This window comes from Rhodanobacter sp. MP7CTX1, assembly GCF_014205795.1.
Lineage (GTDB): Bacteria > Pseudomonadota > Gammaproteobacteria > Xanthomonadales > Rhodanobacteraceae > Rhodanobacter.
The window spans coordinates 106,702-122,617 of sequence record NZ_JACHCN010000009.1 but is presented as its reverse complement, the minus strand read 5'-3'; the positions used below and the strand labels follow the sequence as shown (position 1 = coordinate 122,617).

At 62.6% G+C, this 15,916-nt stretch carries 18 protein-coding genes; 6 read left to right on the top strand and 12 right to left on the bottom strand.

The annotated features are described in order from the left end of the window. Positions 1-10 precede the first annotated feature (10 nt). Together HDE77_RS12725 and HDE77_RS12720 are read right to left on the bottom strand one after the other, a co-directional pair. Positions 11-757, bottom strand: a complete 747-nt coding sequence (locus HDE77_RS12725) for a molecular chaperone (protein ID WP_184417705.1) — start codon at positions 755-757, stop codon at positions 11-13. Between the two features lie 12 nt (positions 758-769). Beyond that, positions 770-1,285, bottom strand: a complete 516-nt coding sequence (locus HDE77_RS12720) for a spore coat protein U domain-containing protein (RefSeq protein ID WP_184417704.1) — start codon at positions 1,283-1,285, stop codon at positions 770-772. Between the two features lie 356 nt (positions 1,286-1,641). On the opposite strand from HDE77_RS12720, the gene HDE77_RS12715 reads away from it, so the two are divergent. Genes HDE77_RS12715 through HDE77_RS12695 form a run of 5 tightly spaced genes read left to right on the top strand, consistent with a single transcriptional unit; the run spans position 1,642 to position 6,024 of the window. Beyond that, on the top strand, positions 1,642-2,259 hold the full coding sequence (locus HDE77_RS12715; RefSeq protein ID WP_184417703.1) for a hypothetical protein: 618 nt from the start codon (positions 1,642-1,644) through the stop codon (positions 2,257-2,259). Positions 2,260-2,307: 48 nt separating this feature from the next. Further along, positions 2,308-2,505 (top strand): helix-turn-helix transcriptional regulator, encoded by a 198-nt coding sequence (locus tag HDE77_RS12710; RefSeq protein ID WP_184417702.1) that lies wholly within the window; start codon positions 2,308-2,310, stop codon positions 2,503-2,505. Between the two features lie 5 nt (positions 2,506-2,510). Beyond that, positions 2,511-4,091, top strand: coding sequence for an alpha/beta hydrolase (locus HDE77_RS12705; protein WP_184417701.1), 1,581 nt, complete (start codon positions 2,511-2,513; stop codon positions 4,089-4,091). Next, positions 4,088-4,822, top strand: a complete 735-nt coding sequence (locus tag HDE77_RS12700) for an ATP-binding cassette domain-containing protein (protein WP_184417700.1) — start codon at positions 4,088-4,090, stop codon at positions 4,820-4,822. The genes HDE77_RS12705 and HDE77_RS12700 overlap by 4 nt, the downstream gene beginning before the upstream one ends. Then, positions 4,819-6,024, top strand: a complete 1,206-nt coding sequence (locus HDE77_RS12695) for an ABC transporter permease (protein ID WP_184417699.1) — start codon at positions 4,819-4,821, stop codon at positions 6,022-6,024. The genes HDE77_RS12700 and HDE77_RS12695 overlap by 4 nt, the downstream gene beginning before the upstream one ends. 191 nt (positions 6,025-6,215) lie before the next feature. Here HDE77_RS12695 and HDE77_RS12690 read toward each other — a convergent pair whose 3' ends face one another. The 10 genes from HDE77_RS12690 to HDE77_RS12645 form a co-directional block, all read right to left on the bottom strand. Then, a complete protein-coding gene (locus HDE77_RS12690) occupies positions 6,216-6,545 on the bottom strand; it encodes an EF-hand domain-containing protein (protein WP_184417698.1) in 330 nt (109 codons plus the stop codon). Then, complete coding sequence (gene folE / locus HDE77_RS12685; RefSeq protein ID WP_184417697.1) at positions 6,545-7,147, bottom strand: GTP cyclohydrolase I FolE; 603 nt, start codon at positions 7,145-7,147, stop codon at positions 6,545-6,547. The genes HDE77_RS12690 and folE overlap by 1 nt, the downstream gene beginning before the upstream one ends. 96 nt (positions 7,148-7,243) lie before the next feature. Beyond that, positions 7,244-7,885, bottom strand: a complete 642-nt coding sequence (locus HDE77_RS12680) for an FUSC family protein (RefSeq protein WP_184417696.1) — start codon at positions 7,883-7,885, stop codon at positions 7,244-7,246. Next, entirely contained in the window at positions 7,882-9,453 is a 1,572-nt protein-coding gene (gene rmuC / locus HDE77_RS12675) for a DNA recombination protein RmuC (RefSeq protein WP_184417695.1), read from the bottom strand. Before rmuC ends, HDE77_RS12680 begins: the two co-directional genes overlap by 4 nt. A gap of 45 nt (positions 9,454-9,498) precedes the next feature. Beyond that, positions 9,499-10,587 carry a DNA topoisomerase IB gene (locus HDE77_RS12670; protein ID WP_184417694.1) on the bottom strand — a complete coding sequence of 363 codons (1,089 nt, stop codon included), beginning with the start codon at positions 10,585-10,587 and terminating at the stop codon, positions 9,499-9,501. A 40-nt stretch (positions 10,588-10,627) separates the two neighbouring features. Then, positions 10,628-11,812, bottom strand: coding sequence for a class I SAM-dependent rRNA methyltransferase (locus tag HDE77_RS12665; protein ID WP_184417693.1), 1,185 nt, complete (start codon positions 11,810-11,812; stop codon positions 10,628-10,630). Positions 11,813-11,860: 48 nt separating this feature from the next. Further along, complete coding sequence (locus HDE77_RS12660; RefSeq protein WP_221444263.1) at positions 11,861-12,274, bottom strand: hotdog domain-containing protein; 414 nt, start codon at positions 12,272-12,274, stop codon at positions 11,861-11,863. Positions 12,275-12,849: 575 nt separating this feature from the next. Beyond that, positions 12,850-13,287: a hypothetical protein gene (locus HDE77_RS12655; RefSeq protein ID WP_184417692.1), complete on the bottom strand. Its 438-nt coding sequence runs from the start codon at positions 13,285-13,287 to the stop codon at positions 12,850-12,852. Between the two features lie 121 nt (positions 13,288-13,408). After that, positions 13,409-14,356 (bottom strand): serine/threonine protein kinase, encoded by a 948-nt coding sequence (locus HDE77_RS12650; protein ID WP_184417691.1) that lies wholly within the window; start codon positions 14,354-14,356, stop codon positions 13,409-13,411. Continuing rightward, complete coding sequence (locus HDE77_RS12645; RefSeq protein WP_184417690.1) at positions 14,353-14,793, bottom strand: hotdog fold thioesterase; 441 nt, start codon at positions 14,791-14,793, stop codon at positions 14,353-14,355. Before HDE77_RS12645 ends, HDE77_RS12650 begins: the two co-directional genes overlap by 4 nt. Positions 14,794-14,847: 54 nt before the next feature. Here HDE77_RS12645 and HDE77_RS12640 point away from each other — a divergent pair, with 54 nt between their 5' ends. Continuing rightward, positions 14,848-15,912 (top strand): 2Fe-2S iron-sulfur cluster-binding protein, encoded by a 1,065-nt coding sequence (locus HDE77_RS12640; RefSeq protein ID WP_184417824.1) that lies wholly within the window; start codon positions 14,848-14,850, stop codon positions 15,910-15,912. Positions 15,913-15,916: the final 4 nt, after the last annotated feature.

Below are 15,916 nucleotides of genomic sequence, written 5' to 3'. Positions count from 1 at the left end.
CAAGAATGCCTTAAGGAGATCGGCCGGCCAGCGACAGGTTTTGCGTTGTCTTCTGACCATTGATCATGACCTCCAGGGTGCCGGCGGTGTTGAACACGGTTGCAGCTGGCTTCAACACCCATTGCATCGTCGACCCCGGCAAGACATAGCCCAGCAATCCCGCTTCGACTTCGGTTCGGTGGCCGGCGGAATCAATATAACTAAGGGTGGCCAACTGGGCATGGCCGTTGCCATTGTTGCTTACTTGCAGTACCGCATGCTGGCCATCCCGCTGCAACTTCCATTGCAGTTGAGGCGATGGGCTTGTTGCACCAACCGGCTCGACGAAGATCGGTACGGAGTAATGCAGAACAAAACGCAGCCCGGGCTTCCCCTTGGGATCGACTGGTAGTTCGTCGACTGACAATCGATAGGCATCTTCCACAGCGCCAGCACCGTTCGGTGGCGGCCCCACCCGGATGACCCGGATCATCTGCTGATCACCCTTTGCTATTTGCAGCATGGGCGGGCTGATAACCAGGCCACTGGACGGAGCGAGCTGGTCGCCGGATCCGCTTTGTGTCCAGTGATACACACGCACCTGCGCGTGGATCACTTCATCCCCGGTGTTGCTGAGCCACAGGCCATCGGCATTCTGCGAGGCTTTGAGACTCAGGCCGACGGGTGCCACTTGCAACCCGCTGGCGTTGACCCATCCGCTGGCTGCCGTCAAGCAGGCCAGCAGGCCGACACGCCATGCATGCCGCAAATGTGTCATCGCCTTCCCCTATCAGTAGGTCACGTTGATGGCGACATTATCCGCGTAAAGGTCCGGCGCGACATCCGTACTGCCCGTGGCGTTGGCGTACACAGTTTCCGACACGGCCTTGCCCGAGCTCATGCCACCGCCCGTGCCCGACACCAGGTTAGCGGCGATATTGCCCCAGACGGTGCTGAGGGCGGAATTCGAATAGAGCTGATACGTCACGGTGTCGTTGTTGGTGCCGGTCCCTTTCATCGTGCCTGCGCCCGTGGTGCTGGAGACGTTGCTCGGAGACAGGCCTACGGTGAACGGGGTCTTGTTCGAGCAGTTCACGGTGAAGGCGCCGCTGGAGCTGGTCGAGGTGCCGCCAGACGTGGTGCTGCCAAGCGTGATGTTGGAGGCTGAGGTGGTATTCACGACGCAGGTCTTGGTGATGGTCAGCGACACCGAGAAGGTGCCGGCTGCCGTGGCGGCAGAGGCATTTATGGCAAAACCGCCGAAGGCGACGAAGGCGGTGGCTAGCAGGGTTTTCTTGAAGTTCATGGTGATTCTCCGGAGATGTGGGAATGGTTTGAGGTTTCGCATGGAAGCCATACGCAAACGGCATGCCAAGCCGCCTGCGTAGCGGTTACGCGGGTCCACAAGCCGGTTTCGAGGGGGAAAGGTTCCAGCGTAAAGGCCCCATGTACGCTCACGCTGTAGGTCATCTTTGACAAATTACGTCATCGATTAATGCGACCTGCGTCACTCATTTAACAAAACCATTACAACTTTTTCACAAAAAGGCAAAGCGTCTGGCTCACGCCTGCTGAAATGTCAAGTGTGCTTGACATGGGTTGAGTTTCTTCCTACTCTGGGTGTGTCAAGGTCGCTTGACATGTCGCCAGCAGGAGCATCCCGTGCGCAAGCCCAGACCACTGCATCAGCGCTATCAACGCGAATTCTGGCCAGCGATGGCGGCCTATGTGGCGGTCATGTTTCTGCTGTGGCCATTGCTGCCGAGGGTGCACGACGGGTGGCTGAAGATCGCCCTTGCGCTGCTACCGGTGGTGCCGGTGGTGTTCGTGGTGCGCGCAATGCTGCGGTTGGCACGGGGTGGCGACGAACTGGAGCAGCGCATCCATCTGATCGGTCTGGCGATAGCGGCCACGGTGGTGAGTACGCTCAGTCTTGTCGGCGGATTCCTCGCCGCAGCCAACATAATCAAACTGGATGGTTCGATCTTGATCTGGGTATGGCCGACCCTGGTAGTGGTGTACGCGGCAGGGCGTAGCTGGGCCAGCCGTCGTTACGGCGGCAACGGCGAAGTGATGTGCCATAACGGTATTGCGTGGCATTGGCGGCTGTTGCTGGTGGCGCTGCTGCTCGCAATGATCGTCGGGTTCGCACGCCAGCAGTTGAGCGTCTACCAATTCGGCGCGCTGTGTTGCATGAGTGCGGCGCTCGCCGCTTGGGGGTTGATACTCGCCGCTGCGTATTGGCGCCGGCGCAGCCTTGATGAACGGGAGGCGCCGTGATGTCTCTTCGGTGCTGGCCGGATGGAGGCCCGATGTTGGAGGGCATCCATGAATAACCATGTGCGCGAACTGCGCGGTGAACAGAACTGGTCGCAGGCCGATCTGGCCGAACGGCTGGAAGTGTCGCGGCAGACCGTCAACGCGATCGAGACCGGCAAGTACGATCCCAGCCTGCCGCTGGCATTCAAGATCGCGCAGCTGTTTGGCCGTCCGATCGAATCGATTTTTGTACCGGGTGAGGAGTGATAGGCATGGCATTGAACGGACGTACCGCCATCCGCATCGGCGCCGTAATCGTGGGTCTGGGCTTTCTGGCCTGGCACGAGTTCCAGCCGAAGGGCCAGGTCGCGGTGGCGGCCGAGGCGGCCGTAGCCGCCCCGGTCGTTGCGGGCAAGCCAATGCCGGTGGCGAAACCTCGGACTTGGCAACTCGGCAGCGTGACGCTGACCGCGTGCGAGCTGACTCAGCCGAATAGCGGGCTCAGCACGGCGGCATGGTGCATGGCGTATCCGGTGCCGGAAAACCGCGCCGATCCGCATAGCCGCATGATCGCTCTCAAACTGGCGGTGTTGCGTTCCCGCGCGCAGGTGGCGAGCAAGGACATGCTGGTGTTTCTCGCTGGCGGCCCCGGTCAGGCGGCGACCGATTCGGCGGGCGCGATTGCCTCGATGCTGGAGCCTCTGCGTGCGCACCGCGACGTACTGCTGCTCGATCAGCGCGGCACGGGTGGCTCCAATGCACTCACTTGCAAGAGTGCCGATGATGCGACCACGCCAGACGATTCGGACGCTCTCGACGTCGACAAACTGCGCAACGCGGCAGCCGCTTGCCTCAAGCAGCTGCGCAACCGTGCTGACCCGCGTTACTACACAACGACGATTGCGGCGCAGGATCTGGAGGAAGTGCGCAAGGCGCTCGGTTCGCCGCAGTTCGATCTGGTCGGCGTGTCCTACGGTACGCGGATGGCGCAGCAGTATCTGATGCGTTATCCGGATGCGGTACGTAGCGTGATACTGGACAGCGTGGTGCCAAACTCGCAGGCGCTGGGTGAGGACTTTGCGCGCAATCTCGATGACGCGCTGAGGGCGCAATTTGCTCGCTGCACCGCCGAACCGGCATGCAAACAGCACTTCGGCGACCCGGATCAAACCCTCTATCAGCTACGCGATGCGCTGCGTGCAAATCCGCATCAGGTCAGCTTCCGCGATCCGGAGAGCTACCGGACCGTCAAGCGGGTATTGAACGAAGATTCGCTGGCCAGCGTAGTACGCATGTTTGCCTACACGCCGGCCACCGCTGCGCTGCTACCGCTATCGATCGATGCGGCGGCCCACGGCGATGTTGGTCCGCTGCTGGGTCAGGCCAAGATCCTCTCCGGCGATCTGGCCGACCTGATGGGCAGCGGGATGCAGTACTCGGTGATTTGCAGCGAGGACGCGGACCTGCTCGCGCCGCGCCCGCAAGACGCCGACACCATCCTGGGTACGCACATGATCGACGCGCTCAAGTCGGTCTGTTCGGTATGGCCGAAGGGTGTCCGGCCGGCTGATTTTCACCAGCCGTTGAAAACCAGCACGCCGGTACTGCTGCTGGCCGGGCAATACGACCCGGTGACGCCGCCGCGCTACGCCGAGGAAGTGGCCGCGGGCTTGTCGAATGCACGCGTGCTGGTGCTCAAGGGGCAGGGCCACAGCGTGATGGCAACCGGCTGCACGCCGCAGCTGGTCAAGCATTTTGTCGAGAAACTCGATCCCAAGACGCTGGATGCGAAGTGTCTGGATCAGCTGCAACCCACCCCGATCTTCATCGACTTCAACGGAGCTACGCCATGATCGAGGTAAGGGATCTGCACAAGGCGTTTGGCGAGGTGAAAGCCGTCGACGGAGTCAGCTTTGTCGCCCGCGATGGTGAGATCACCGGCCTGCTCGGTCCCAACGGTGCCGGCAAGACCACCACGCTACGCATGCTGTACACCCTGATGACGCCGGATCGTGGCCAGGTGCTGGTCGACGGTATCGACGCGGCGGTCGATCCGCTCGGCGTGCGCCGGCAGCTTGGCGTGTTGCCGGATGCGCGAGGCCTGTACAAGCGGCTCACGGCGCGTGAAAACATCGACTACTTCGCGCGTCTGCATGGCCTGCCCGAAGCGCTGTTGGCCAGCCGTCGCGACGCACTGATCAAGGCGCTGGAGATGGACGACATCGCCGATCGCCGCACTGAAGGTTTCTCGCAGGGCCAGCGGGTGAAGACCGCAATCGCCCGGGCGCTGGTGCATGACCCGCGCAATGTGATTCTTGACGAGCCCACCAACGGGCTCGACGTGATGGCCACGCGTGCGCTGCGTCAGTTCATGACCCGGCTGAAAGGCGAGGGCCGTTGCGTGCTGTTTTCCAGCCACATCATGCAGGAGGTGGCTGCGCTGTGTGACCGCATCGTGGTGATCGCACATGGCCGCGTAGTGGCCGACGAATCGCCGGACGCGCTCAGGGCACAGACCGGCGAGAACAATCTGGAGGATGCATTCGTCAAGATCATTGGCAGCGACGAGGGGCTGGCCGCATGAATACCGACACGACGAAAGCTCAGCGTAGTCGCGCGTTCCTCACCGTATTCCTGAAGGAAGTGAAGGAAAATCTGCGCGATCGCCGCACCCTGATCAGCGCGTTCCTCACCGGCCCGCTGCTGGGGCCGATCCTGTTCGTCATGTTGCTCAACATCACGCTGAACCGCGAGCTGGATAAGGCAGAGAAGCCCCTGCCAGTGCCCGTGATCGGCGCCGAATACGCGCCCAACTTGATCGATGCGCTGAAAGCCGGCGGTGTGGTGCCGGGCGCGCCGATTGCCGATCCGGAACGGGCCGTGCGCAAACAGGACGCCGATGTGGTGCTGCGCATTGCATCGGACTACGGCAAGGCGTGGCGCAAGGGCGAACCGGTACAAGTCGAATTGATCTACGACTCTTCGCAGCGCGATGCCAACACTGCTGTCGAGCGGGTGTCCCAACTTGTCGAAGGCTATGCCCGCCAGCAAGGCGCGATGCGCCTGGTGGCGCGTGGACTATCGCCTACCACCGCGTGGCCGCTGCAGGTGGCCAGACGTGATCAGGCAACGCCGCAATCGCGCGCCGTACTGATGTTCGCGATGCTGCCCTACTTCTTCGTGATCACCATCTTCATGGGCGGCATGTATCTGGCGATTGATCTCACCGCCGGCGAACGCGAGCGGCAGTCGCTGGAGCCGTTGTTCGCGAACCCGGTGGCCCGTTGGAAAATCCTCAGCGGCAAGCTGGCGGCTATCTGCGCGTTCTCCACCGTCAGCCTTCTGATCACACTGTTGGCATTTGCCGTCGTGGGGCGTTTCATTCCCGCCGAGAAAGTCGGCATGGAACTGGATCTTGGCCCGCACTTCGCTGCTCACGTTCTGCTGCTGATGCTGCCGGTGGTCTTGCTGCTGGCTGCCTTGCAATCGATGGTGGCGGCATTTGCGAAAAGTTATCGCGAGGCGCAAACCTACCTCTCACTGCTGATGCTGGTGCCGATCATCCCCAGCCTGGTGCTGGCCATCATGCCGATCAAGGCGCAGGCATGGATGTACGCAATGCCGCTACTGGGTCAAAGCCTCGGCATCATGCAGCTATTGCGCGGCGACGGAGTCACTGCGGAACAGCTAGGCCTGTGCCTGGTCGGTAGCCTGGCAGCGGCGGTGGTGGCCGTGCTGATGACGATCCAGCTGTATCGCTCGGAGCGACTGGCGATTTCAGCCTGACGTTTGGGTGTGTTCCTCCCCGCAAGCAGGGGAGAGAGCGGTTCGAGTCCGCGCGCATTGCTCCTCCCCCTGCTGGCAGGGGGAGTTTGGGAGGGGGGAGCTTTTGATCTGCGGGCGAAGAGCGGCCCCACCCCAACCCTCCCTGCAAACAGGGGAGGGAGCGGTACGAAGCTGGTGCCACACGGCGTGCTTCAACCCTGCGGCGGCGCCGTCAGTTCCTGTGCGTTGAGGTAGCCGTGATGATGGCGGTCGAGCTGGTGGAACTGGCGGCAAAGATTGTCCTGGAACTCTTTCAGCGTGATCGGCTTGCCGCGGCCGCCGGGTAGCTCGCTGGATTCCAGTACACCGTCGTGATTGGTATCCATGCGGTAGAAGCCCTGGCTCATGTAGGCCACGTACTCAGCCTCGCTCACCTTGCCGTCACCGTTGCTGTCGAACAGCTTGAGGTATTCGGCCGGTGTGCTTTGCGCGAGCGTGGCCAGCGGCATGCACAACGCCGCTGCGATGATGAGGCGACGCATCAACGACTGCTGCCGTGGATACCGATGAATTGCAGGAACTCGGCCCGGGTGCGTGCGTCGTCGCGGAACGCGCCCAGCATCTGACTGGTGATCATCGACACGCCGCGCTTGTGCACGCCGCGGGTGGTCATGCATTCGTGGCTGGCGTCGATCACCACGGCCACACCAGCGGGATTCAGGGTTTCCTGGATGCACTGGGCGATCTGCGCTGTGAGCTTTTCCTGCACCTGGAAGCGGCGCGCGTAACCCTCCACCACGCGGGCCAGCTTGCTGATGCCGACCACTCGGTTGGTCGGCATGTAACCGACATGCGCGCGGCCGATGATCGGCGCCATGTGATGTTCGCAATGGCTCTCGAATTCGATATCGCGCAGGACCACCATCTCGTCGTACCCGGCCACTTCCTTGAATGTGCGGCGCAAGTAGTCAGCGGGGTCGGTCTGGTAACCGGAGAACCAGTCGCGATAAGCCTTTACCACTCGCTTGGGCGTGTCGAGCAGGCCTTCGCGTTGCGGGTCCTCGCCTGACCAGCGCAGTAGTACGCGCACGGCCTCCTCGGCTTGATCCTGGGTGACGCCGGTATCCGGTGGCTGCTTGCTCATGAGAGTCCTTGGGGATCAGACAGACGGGTAGTGTAACGGTCGTGCCCGTCGAGGTATTGCCGGGCCGTCTGGCCGGGCGACGCCGGCGGCTTCACGTTACGAAGAGCCGTTCGACGAAGGACCGTTCGACGACCGGGCGGTCGACGAACGGCTGGTGAAGAAGCGTCGCTCCAACGCGTCAAACGCGAAGCTCACCAGTAGCGCGGCGGTTGCGCCCAGAGTGACTTCGCCTAACCGGAACAGGGCGATCTGCCAGAACGCGCCGCTGTGCGGCACCAGCATGATGATCGTGGTGGTGGTGCCGCTGATGCGGCCGGCTGCGCCCAGATCGAAAACCGAGCAGAGCATCATGCCGACAATCACCGCCAGCACATAGGTCAGGTAGTGATAGTGTCCGAACGTCGCGGCATCCATACCGGCCAGGCCACCCGCCAGGCCACCGATCAGGCCGCCGATAATCGCGCCGATAAATTGGTCGCGTGAGGAATTGCGTACTTCCACGTAGTTGGTCTGGCTTACCGAGATTGCGGTGATGGCGGCCCAGAATCCCTGTCCCAGGCCCAACTCAAGGGCGGCGAAGTAACCCATGCTCGCGGCCAGCACGGCACGCAGCGCGTGCGCCAGGCCGACGTACAGTCGGTCGCGCGCCGGCAGCGCCTGCCGCAGCCTCATCACTTCGTCGTTCAGCAGGCTAAGTCGGCGATGGTGCTCGACAAGTGGTTCGGTTGTCTTGTTCACGCTTCCTCGTCTGCTCCTAGGGGGGTGTCTCCATTGCCGCCATCGTCGTCGTCGAGTTGACTCAGCAGGGAATGGTCAGCCGGCTTTGCGTCATCGCCATGGGAGGCCATCCTCTTCGGCATGGACCGCTTTGGCTTGATGCCGAACGCGCGTAGCTTCTCTGCTTGACGCACCAGGCCACGGCTCGGATCAATCAGCGCCTTTTCGGCGGACTGCACGGCGCTGGTTGCCTTGCCCAGCGCGTCACTGATAGAGACGATATGCTCCGCGAAAATAACGGCGGCGTCGTACATCAACTTGCCGCGATCGACAATATTCTCCATGTTGCGCGTCGTTTTCTCTACGCGCCATATGTACTCGATGGTACGCAAAACAGTAAACAGCGTGTTGGGCGAAACCAGCGCGACATGTCTTTCCAGCGCGTATTGGGCAAGCGCGGGATCGGCTTCGCTTGCAGCCATCAAAGCACTTTCGATAGGTACAAAAAGCAGCGTGAAATCGACGCTCTTGAGTTTGTAGAGCGACGGATAGTTCTTTTTCGAGAGATCATTGATGTGCCGCTTGATGGAGGCCGAGTGATCACTCAGCGCCGCCGCGCGCGCGGGCTCATCCTCGACTGCTGAGACGTAACGCTCGTAGGCAACCAGCGACACTTTCGCGTCGATCACGATCGAGCGATCCTGTGGAAGCTTCAGCACAACGTCGGGAATAAGTCGGCCTTCGGTATCTTCGGCGTGGTGGTTTACCTGGGTTTGGAAGTTCTCGCCCTCACGCAGTCCGGCCAATTCCAGTACGCGTTGCAGGATCGCTTCGCCCCAGATGCCGCGCGTCTTGCTCTCTCCTCGCAGCGCGTTAGTCAGTGACTGTGCCTTGGCTCCGATGTCTTGATTGAGCTCGGTGAGGTGACGAATCTGTGCGATCAGCCCTTCGCGTGCCGTAAGGTCCGCTTCGCGTGTGGCCTCTACCTTGCCTTTAAAATCATCGAGCGTCTTGCTGAATGGCTGAAGCAGATTTGAGAGAGCATCTTTCTGCTGTTCGTTAAGCTTGGCGCCTTTTTCCTCGAGCAGCGTGCCGGCCATCAGCTTGAACTCCTTGGCCATCTCCTCCTTGGCATCGGCAAGTAGCTTGCTGGTGTCGATTTCTCGCTGTCTGGCGGATTTCACTTCCTGCTCGAGGCGCGCCTGGGACTCAAGCAGCATCCCTTTTTCGTCGGTGAGCTTTCTGTTGGCTGCTGTCAGCGCGACGAGTTGCTCGTTCAGCGTCGCCAGATTTTTCTCGGCCGCATCGCGCTGGCTGGAGGTGCTGGCGAGATCGGCGCGTTTTGCGGCAACGTCCTCCACGGCGATTTTCAGGTCCTGTTCGAGCGACAGGGCACGATCGGCCTGGGCCTGTGCGTATGCAAGCCGGGACGAAATCTCGCGAATGCGGGCTTCGGCCTCCGTGCGCAGCTTGTCGGCATCGGATGATGAGTCTGAAGCCCGTGTGCGCCGGAACGAGGCGACCTGCAGCACGATGACCGCCAGCACGACGAGGAGAAGAACGATCAAGAGCAGTTCGGTGGCAGGCATGGGACGTTCCGCAGGAGACTGGCCGCCAGTTTACGCGCTGGCGTATCAATCGCTGCGACGGGCCGCCATACGCAGGCGCCGACGCAAGTAGCGCAAGGTGAGTTGTTCGAGCTGGCGCGGATGCGCCGCGGCGCCGGCGGGAATGGCGCGCTGCAGGCTGCCGTCCACCCAGCCGTCAAGGATCATCGGATGGATATAGGAGGCGCGGCACACCGCTGGCGTATTGCCGAGAATTGCCGCGACTTCCTTCACCGCACCAGCGAGGGCAGCGCGATGCGCGCGTTCACCGCCTTTGTCGGGCAACGGAGTGCGGGCGAGCACGCCGGCGGCCTGCACGGTGCCACCCCAAGTGCGGAAATCCTTGGCACTGAAGGTGTCGATGTCATGCCCGCAGGCTTCGCGCAGGTAGTCGTTGACTTCGCCGGAGTCGATGGGCTGATGCTGGCCGGCGTCGTCCACATACTGGAACAGCCGCTGGCCGGGCAGCTGCTGAATCCGGTGCACGGTGCGTGCGAGCCGCTTGTCGCTCAGCTCGACCTCGCGTTGCTGGCCGCTCTTGCCGCGGAATGAGAAGCGCAGCCGGCCACGCTCCGTGCGTACGTGGCGCGAACGCAGGGTGGTAAGGCCGTAACTCTTGTTGTCGCGCGTGTAGCTCTCGTTGCCGATGCGGATCAATGTTTCGTCGAGCAGCCGCACCAGCAACGCCAGCACCTTCTCGCGTGGCAGCCCGGGTAGCCCGAGATCGCGGTGCACATGGCGGCGCAGGTTCGGCAATGCGTCACCAAAGGCCAGCACGCGATCGAACTTGCCGTGATCGCGCAACTCGCGCCAGCGTGGGTGATAGCGGTACTGCTTGCGTTGCCGTGCATCGCGGCCGGTAGCCTGCAGGTGTCCACGTGGATTGGCGCAGATCCACACGTCGACATAGGCCGGGGGAATCGCCAGGGTGCGAATGCGCTGCAGCTCCTCGCGATCCTTTATGTGATGGCCATCGGCGTCGCGATAGCCAAAGCCACCGCCGTGTCGCAGCCGACGGATGCCGGGTTGCGTATCACTGACGTAGATCAACCCGACCGCGCGCACTTCGCTGCGCAGCACGCGATCGGGATCGGGATCGTTGGAAGCGATGGCCATGCGCAGAGTTTGCGCAGCGCAGGTCAAATCGGCGTGCAGATTAATCCACGCGGCAGAACACCGCCTTCAGATAACGCCCTTCCAGCACGTCGGTGCGGAACGGGTGGTCGGCGCCCGCGCCGCTGACTTGCAGCACCTGGATCTCGCGGCCCGCATTGAGCGCCACGCGCCGCAGCATTTCCAGGAAGTCCGCCTCGCCGACCAGCCCCGTGCACGAACAGGTCAGCAGCAGGCCGCCGGGCGGGATGATGTCCAGTGCCATGCGGTTCATCGCGAAGTATTTCTTCAGCGCATCCATCACCTTGCTGCGATCGCGGGTGAGCTTGGCCGGATCCAGGATCACCGCGTCGTACTGCTCGCCGTGCGCCACGGCGGCACGCACCCAGTCGAAGATGTCGGACTGCTCGAATGTCACTGCGACATGGTTGGCAGCGGCATTGGCGCGGGCCACTTCCAGGATGCCGGCATCCAGATCCACGCCGACGGCTTCGCGCGCGCCCGCCGCCATCGCATGCACCGCGAAGCCACCTGCGTTGCAGCACAGGTCGAGCACGCGCCGACCCTTCGCCAGTTCGGCAAAGCGGCGGCGGTTGTCGCGCTGGTCAGCGAAGAAGCCGGTCTTGTGGCCGGAGCCGGGAGCGGCGTGGAAGCGCAGTCCGTGCTCGTGCACCTCGACCGCTTCGGGCACGTCGCCGGTACGGCAATCGAATGACTCCTGCCGCTGCACATGCGATTCGGCAAACCAGTACAGCCGCGCACCGGGAAAGTGCGTGAGCAGCGCAGCGTGGATCGCTTCGCGAAAACGCCACATGCCGGCGGCGAAGTATTCGATCACCAGGATGTCGGCGTAGCGATCGACGATCAGGCCGGACAGCCCATCGCCCTCGCTATGGATGACGCGCCAGGCATCGCTGGTCTGGTCAAGCTGTAGCCAATCACGGCGGAGCTGCACGGCTTGCGCGATGCGTGCGAAAATCCACTCGGCATCGATGGCCTCGGCCTCATCGGTGCTCAACACGCGCAGCGCAATGCGCGCGTGTCCGTTCCAGAAGCCGCGGCCGACGAAACGCCCCTTGGCATCGTGGATCTCGACCACACTGCCGGGCGGCAATTTCGTCTCGGGTTTATGCAGCTGCGCCGACCAGACCCACGGATGCCCCGGGGCGCGGTCGGATTTCAGACGGATGACGGGAAGGGTGGCGTCGACTGCGGGGGGCAAAGGCATGTTCATCGGTGAATGATAGCTTGCGCAGCACACTTGCCTGCATACGCGTTACGCCCAATGTGTCAGTGACGAGGTCTCGTCGTTGATCGGTTCCGTGCGTCCATGCGGTTGCGGCATGTCACTGGCGCCCATGTTGACGAACACGATTTTGTCGATGGTCAGGATGCTCTTGTGGGTAATCACGTCGCGCACTTCGCAGCGCAATTTGATCGAGGTGCGTCCGAAATGAGTGGCACTGATGCCCATCTCAATGATGTCGCCCTCGCGCGCCGAGCTGACGAAGTTGATCTCCGACATGTACTTGGTAACGACGTTGCCGTTGCCCAGCTGGTTGATCACGTAGACGGCCGCTTCCTCGTCGATCCAGCGCAGCAGACTGCCGCCGAACAGGGCGCCGTTGGGGTTGAGGTCTTGCGGCTTCACCCATTTACGTGTGCGGAAATGCATCACCGGCTGGCTCATGGCGGGTCCGCCATGGCAATCAAACGGGTTACACCTTATTCCTTCGGGTAGAAAATTGCTGCAAAGCAGCAGAGGGTTCCCTGCGACTTGTTCCGCTTTGCTAAAGGCCGCGGAAAGCCTGTGGCACAGCCATTCGCACGGCCATTGGGTTACCGACTTAATTATTCTGCCGAGCTGCCGATATGCATGTGTAGCCAGCACATTCACGCGCCTGGCATCCACCTTGACGCAAGCTCGCTTCTATGGCCACACGAATCTGGTTTGTCGGGATCGTTACGGCGTCCTTTTTGGTTGCCGTAGATTGCGCTGCCTGGCCTGTCGCGTCGGCGTCAATGCAGATAAGCCTGAAGATCCAGGAAACTTGCCAGATCGCTTCGACCGCCAGCACGGCCAAGCCAGCCGAACCGCCTGCCGTTATTTGCCTGCACCACGCGCCTTACCGTCTGTCCTATGAGGCGCCGCGGCACTCTCATGACCCGACGCAGCCCAGCCCTCCTCAGCGAATGAAGTCCACCCCGGAGGGCTGGGAAATCGAGTTTTGAAGCCCCTCTGAACGCGACCGTCCGCTTCGCCGTTCAGCGCAGCCGCAGCACCAGCCATGACAGCAGCGCCAGCAGATTGATCCCCAACCGCGAAACACTCGGGCCAGCCACCGCCAGCACGAAGCCCTGGCTGCCGAAATGGTAGTCCAGTGCCAGCTGCGACGGCAGGTGCACCGTGGCGAATACATTGATGAACGCGCCGCAATGCAGGGCGTAGCTGAATATCGGCGTGGCGATCAGAGGTAGCTGCAACAGCTGCGCCCAGCTGGACATCCACACGCCGCGCTCGCTGCCGTCGATCAGCTGCACGCCCGCGGCAAGCACAAACCCGAACAGCGCCAGGCCGATCAGCGTGATCACGCTTTCGTGGGTCGAACCCAACGGCAGCAATCGGCGCAGCATCGCTGCCACGCCGTAAAGGCCGCCGGCGATTTCGAGGATGCCGATCAGGCGGAAGAGGGTGATGCGCATGCAGGACTCCGATGGCGAAAGGCGAGAATTGTAGGGGTGGCGTCTTGTGGGAGCGACTTCAGTCGCGATGCTTTACCGGTTCCCCATCGCGACTGAAGTCGCTCCCACATTGGCTGGGGGATTATTCAAGTTCGTCGGCGAGCTCGTGCAGGTCGGCGATGTGCTGTTCCCACCAGCGCGATTCGGCAGCGAACGGAAACGCCGCAGGGAACGCTGGATCATGCCAGCGCTCCGCGATCCAGCCCGCGTAGTGCAGTTGGCGCATGCCGCGCAATGCGGGGATCAGCGCCAGCTCGGCATGATCGAAATCGCGAAACTGCTGATAGCCCTCGAGCATCGCTTCCATGGCCGCAGTGTCGTTGGCGAGCATCCACAGATCCTGCACTGCCGGCCCGGTGCGTGCGTCATCGAGATCGACGAAGTGCGGGCCTTCGTCGGTCCACAGCACATTGCCCGGGTGGCAGTCACCATGCAGCCGCAGCTGTCGCGCCGGGCCAATCGCGGCGAGGCGTGACGCGATGGCGGCATCCAGCCGTTCGGCGGCGGCACGGTACTTTGCCTGCAGTGAAACCGGCAGCAAGGACGAATCGAGCACGGCGCGCATCGGCCGCTGCACCATCGTGTCGCGATCGAGCCGTTCGCGATGGGCAAACGGCTGGCGCGCGCCGACGACGTGCATGCGGGCGATCAGTCGACCCAGCCATTGCAGTTGTTCGACCGACTCCAGCGATGGCGCGCGGCCGCCGCGACGCGGTGTCAGTGCATAGCGGAAACCATCGCGCCACAGCAACGTGTGGCCATCGAACGCGAGTGGCGCGACCACCGGCAGTTCCGCGGCGGCCAGTTCCTGCGCAAAGGTGTGTTCCTCCACAATCGCCGCGTCACTCCATCGACCGGGCCGATAGAACTTCGCGATCACCGACGGCATGTCTTCCAGCCCGACCTGCCACACGCGGTTCTCGTAACTGTTGAGTGCCAGCAACCGGCCGTCCGGCCATAGCCCGCAGGCGCCCACGGCGTCCAGTACAAGATCAGGGCTCAGTTTCGCGTAAGGGGTGTCGTTGCTCAACGCGGTCCCGCCACGCGCGCAGGCACCACTGCCATCGTGATGCGCGAGATGCAGACCAGTGCACCCTCCTCGTTTTCGATGCGGATTTCCCACACCTGCGTCGTGCGCCCCAGATGCAGCATGCGGGCGGTGCCCGTCACCCTGCCGCTGCGCACACCGCGCACATGATTGGCGTTGATATCGAGGCCGACCGCGAGCTCCTTCTCCGGATCGAGCGTGAGCATGGCGGCGGTGCTGCCCAGCGTCTCGGCCAATACGACCGAGGCGCCCCCATGCAGCAGGCCATAGGGCTGATGGGTGCGGTGATCCACCGGCATGGTGCCCTGCAGCCAGTCGTCGCCGATCGCGCTGATGCGGATATCCAGCGTCTGCATCATGGTATTGGCGCTCCAGGCGTTGATCCGCGCCAGGTCGGTAGGCTGTTTCCAGAGGCTCATCGTTGATTCCTGCGTGTCGAGCCCGCATTGTTGTCCGCTCTCATCACCGCGACAATGTGTCTGGTGCCTACTGTCACTCTCAAAATGTCCGGCCGTCAGTTTCCAGTGGCCGCCGGGGAAACCGTGCTGGAAGCGGCGCAGCGCGCGGGCGTTGCATTGCCGTATTCCTGTCGTGCCGGTGTCTGCGGTAGCTGCAAGGCGACCTTGCTTGAAGGGCGCTGCGAGTATCCACGCAATCCACCGACCGCGTTGAGCGCCAGTGCACGGGCGCAGCATGCGGTGCTGCTATGTCAGGCGGTACCGGTAAGCGATCTGCTGCTGGAGGCGCGCGAAGTGACCTCGGTGGCAGATTTCGCGCGGCGTCAGCTGAGTGTTGTCGTTACCGATCGGTGGCGACTGGCGCCGGACGTGATCGGCCTGCGGCTGCTGCCGGTCGACGGCGAGTCCAGGCTCAACTGGTTGCCGGGTCAGTATCTGGATGTGTTGCTGGAGGACGGCAAACGGCGACCGTTCTCGATCGCCAATGGGCCGCAGGCCGACGGCATCATCGAACTGCACGTGCGGCACGTCGCCGGTGGCGGCTTTACCTCATGGGTGAATGACACGCTGCAGATCGGCGATCGCCTGCGCATCGAGGGGCCGCTGGGCACGTTCGTGCCGCGTGAGGACTCCGAGCGACCGATGCTGTTCATGGCGGGCGGTACCGGCTTTGCGCCGGTGAAGGCGATCGTCGAACATTTCATCGCGCTGGGTACGCAACGGCCGATGCAGGTCTACTGGGGTGCGCGCAGTGCCTCGGAAATCTATCTGCGCCCGCTGGCCGAAGGCTGGGCGCGCGAAGTACCGAACTTGCAATTCCACGCCGTGGTTTCCGATCCGGAACAAGCCGGCGGACTGCGTTGCGGGCTGGTGCACGAAGCGGTGCTGGAGGATCAGCCCGATCTTTCCGGCCACGATCTCTACATGAGCGGGCCCCCGGCGATGATCGATGCCGGGAATCACCTGTTTCTCGATGCCGGCTTGCCGGAGTCACGCCTTTATTACGACTCGTTCGAATACGCCCCCGACGTACTGGCGCAAATCCTCGGTTCGCGCGCCGGCATCCACGACCTGTTGTAGGAGC

Coding starts and splice junctions, on each gene's coding strand:
- HDE77_RS12705 (WP_184417701.1), top strand. CDS start 2,511: ATGGCATTGAACGGACGTACCGCCATCCGCATCGGCGCCGTAATCGTG.
- HDE77_RS12700 (WP_184417700.1), top strand. CDS start 4,088: ATGATCGAGGTAAGGGATCTGCACAAGGCGTTTGGCGAGGTGAAAGCC.
- HDE77_RS12640 (WP_184417824.1), top strand. CDS start 14,848: ATGTGTCTGGTGCCTACTGTCACTCTCAAAATGTCCGGCCGTCAGTTT.
- HDE77_RS12645 (WP_184417690.1), bottom strand. CDS start 14,793: ATGAGCCTCTGGAAACAGCCTACCGACCTGGCGCGGATCAACGCCTGG.
- HDE77_RS12725 (WP_184417705.1), bottom strand. CDS start 757: ATGACACATTTGCGGCATGCATGGCGTGTCGGCCTGCTGGCCTGCTTG.
- HDE77_RS12670 (WP_184417694.1), bottom strand. CDS start 10,587: ATGGCCATCGCTTCCAACGATCCCGATCCCGATCGCGTGCTGCGCAGC.
- HDE77_RS12710 (WP_184417702.1), top strand. CDS start 2,308: ATGAATAACCATGTGCGCGAACTGCGCGGTGAACAGAACTGGTCGCAG.
- rmuC (WP_184417695.1), bottom strand. CDS start 9,453: ATGCCTGCCACCGAACTGCTCTTGATCGTTCTTCTCCTCGTCGTGCTG.
- HDE77_RS12690 (WP_184417698.1), bottom strand. CDS start 6,545: ATGCGTCGCCTCATCATCGCAGCGGCGTTGTGCATGCCGCTGGCCACG.
- HDE77_RS12720 (WP_184417704.1), bottom strand. CDS start 1,285: ATGAACTTCAAGAAAACCCTGCTAGCCACCGCCTTCGTCGCCTTCGGC.
- folE (WP_184417697.1), bottom strand. CDS start 7,147: ATGAGCAAGCAGCCACCGGATACCGGCGTCACCCAGGATCAAGCCGAG.
- HDE77_RS12655 (WP_184417692.1), bottom strand. CDS start 13,287: ATGCGCATCACCCTCTTCCGCCTGATCGGCATCCTCGAAATCGCCGGC.
- HDE77_RS12665 (WP_184417693.1), bottom strand. CDS start 11,812: ATGCCTTTGCCCCCCGCAGTCGACGCCACCCTTCCCGTCATCCGTCTG.
- HDE77_RS12695 (WP_184417699.1), top strand. CDS start 4,819: ATGAATACCGACACGACGAAAGCTCAGCGTAGTCGCGCGTTCCTCACC.
- HDE77_RS12660 (WP_221444263.1), bottom strand. CDS start 12,274: ATGAGCCAGCCGGTGATGCATTTCCGCACACGTAAATGGGTGAAGCCG.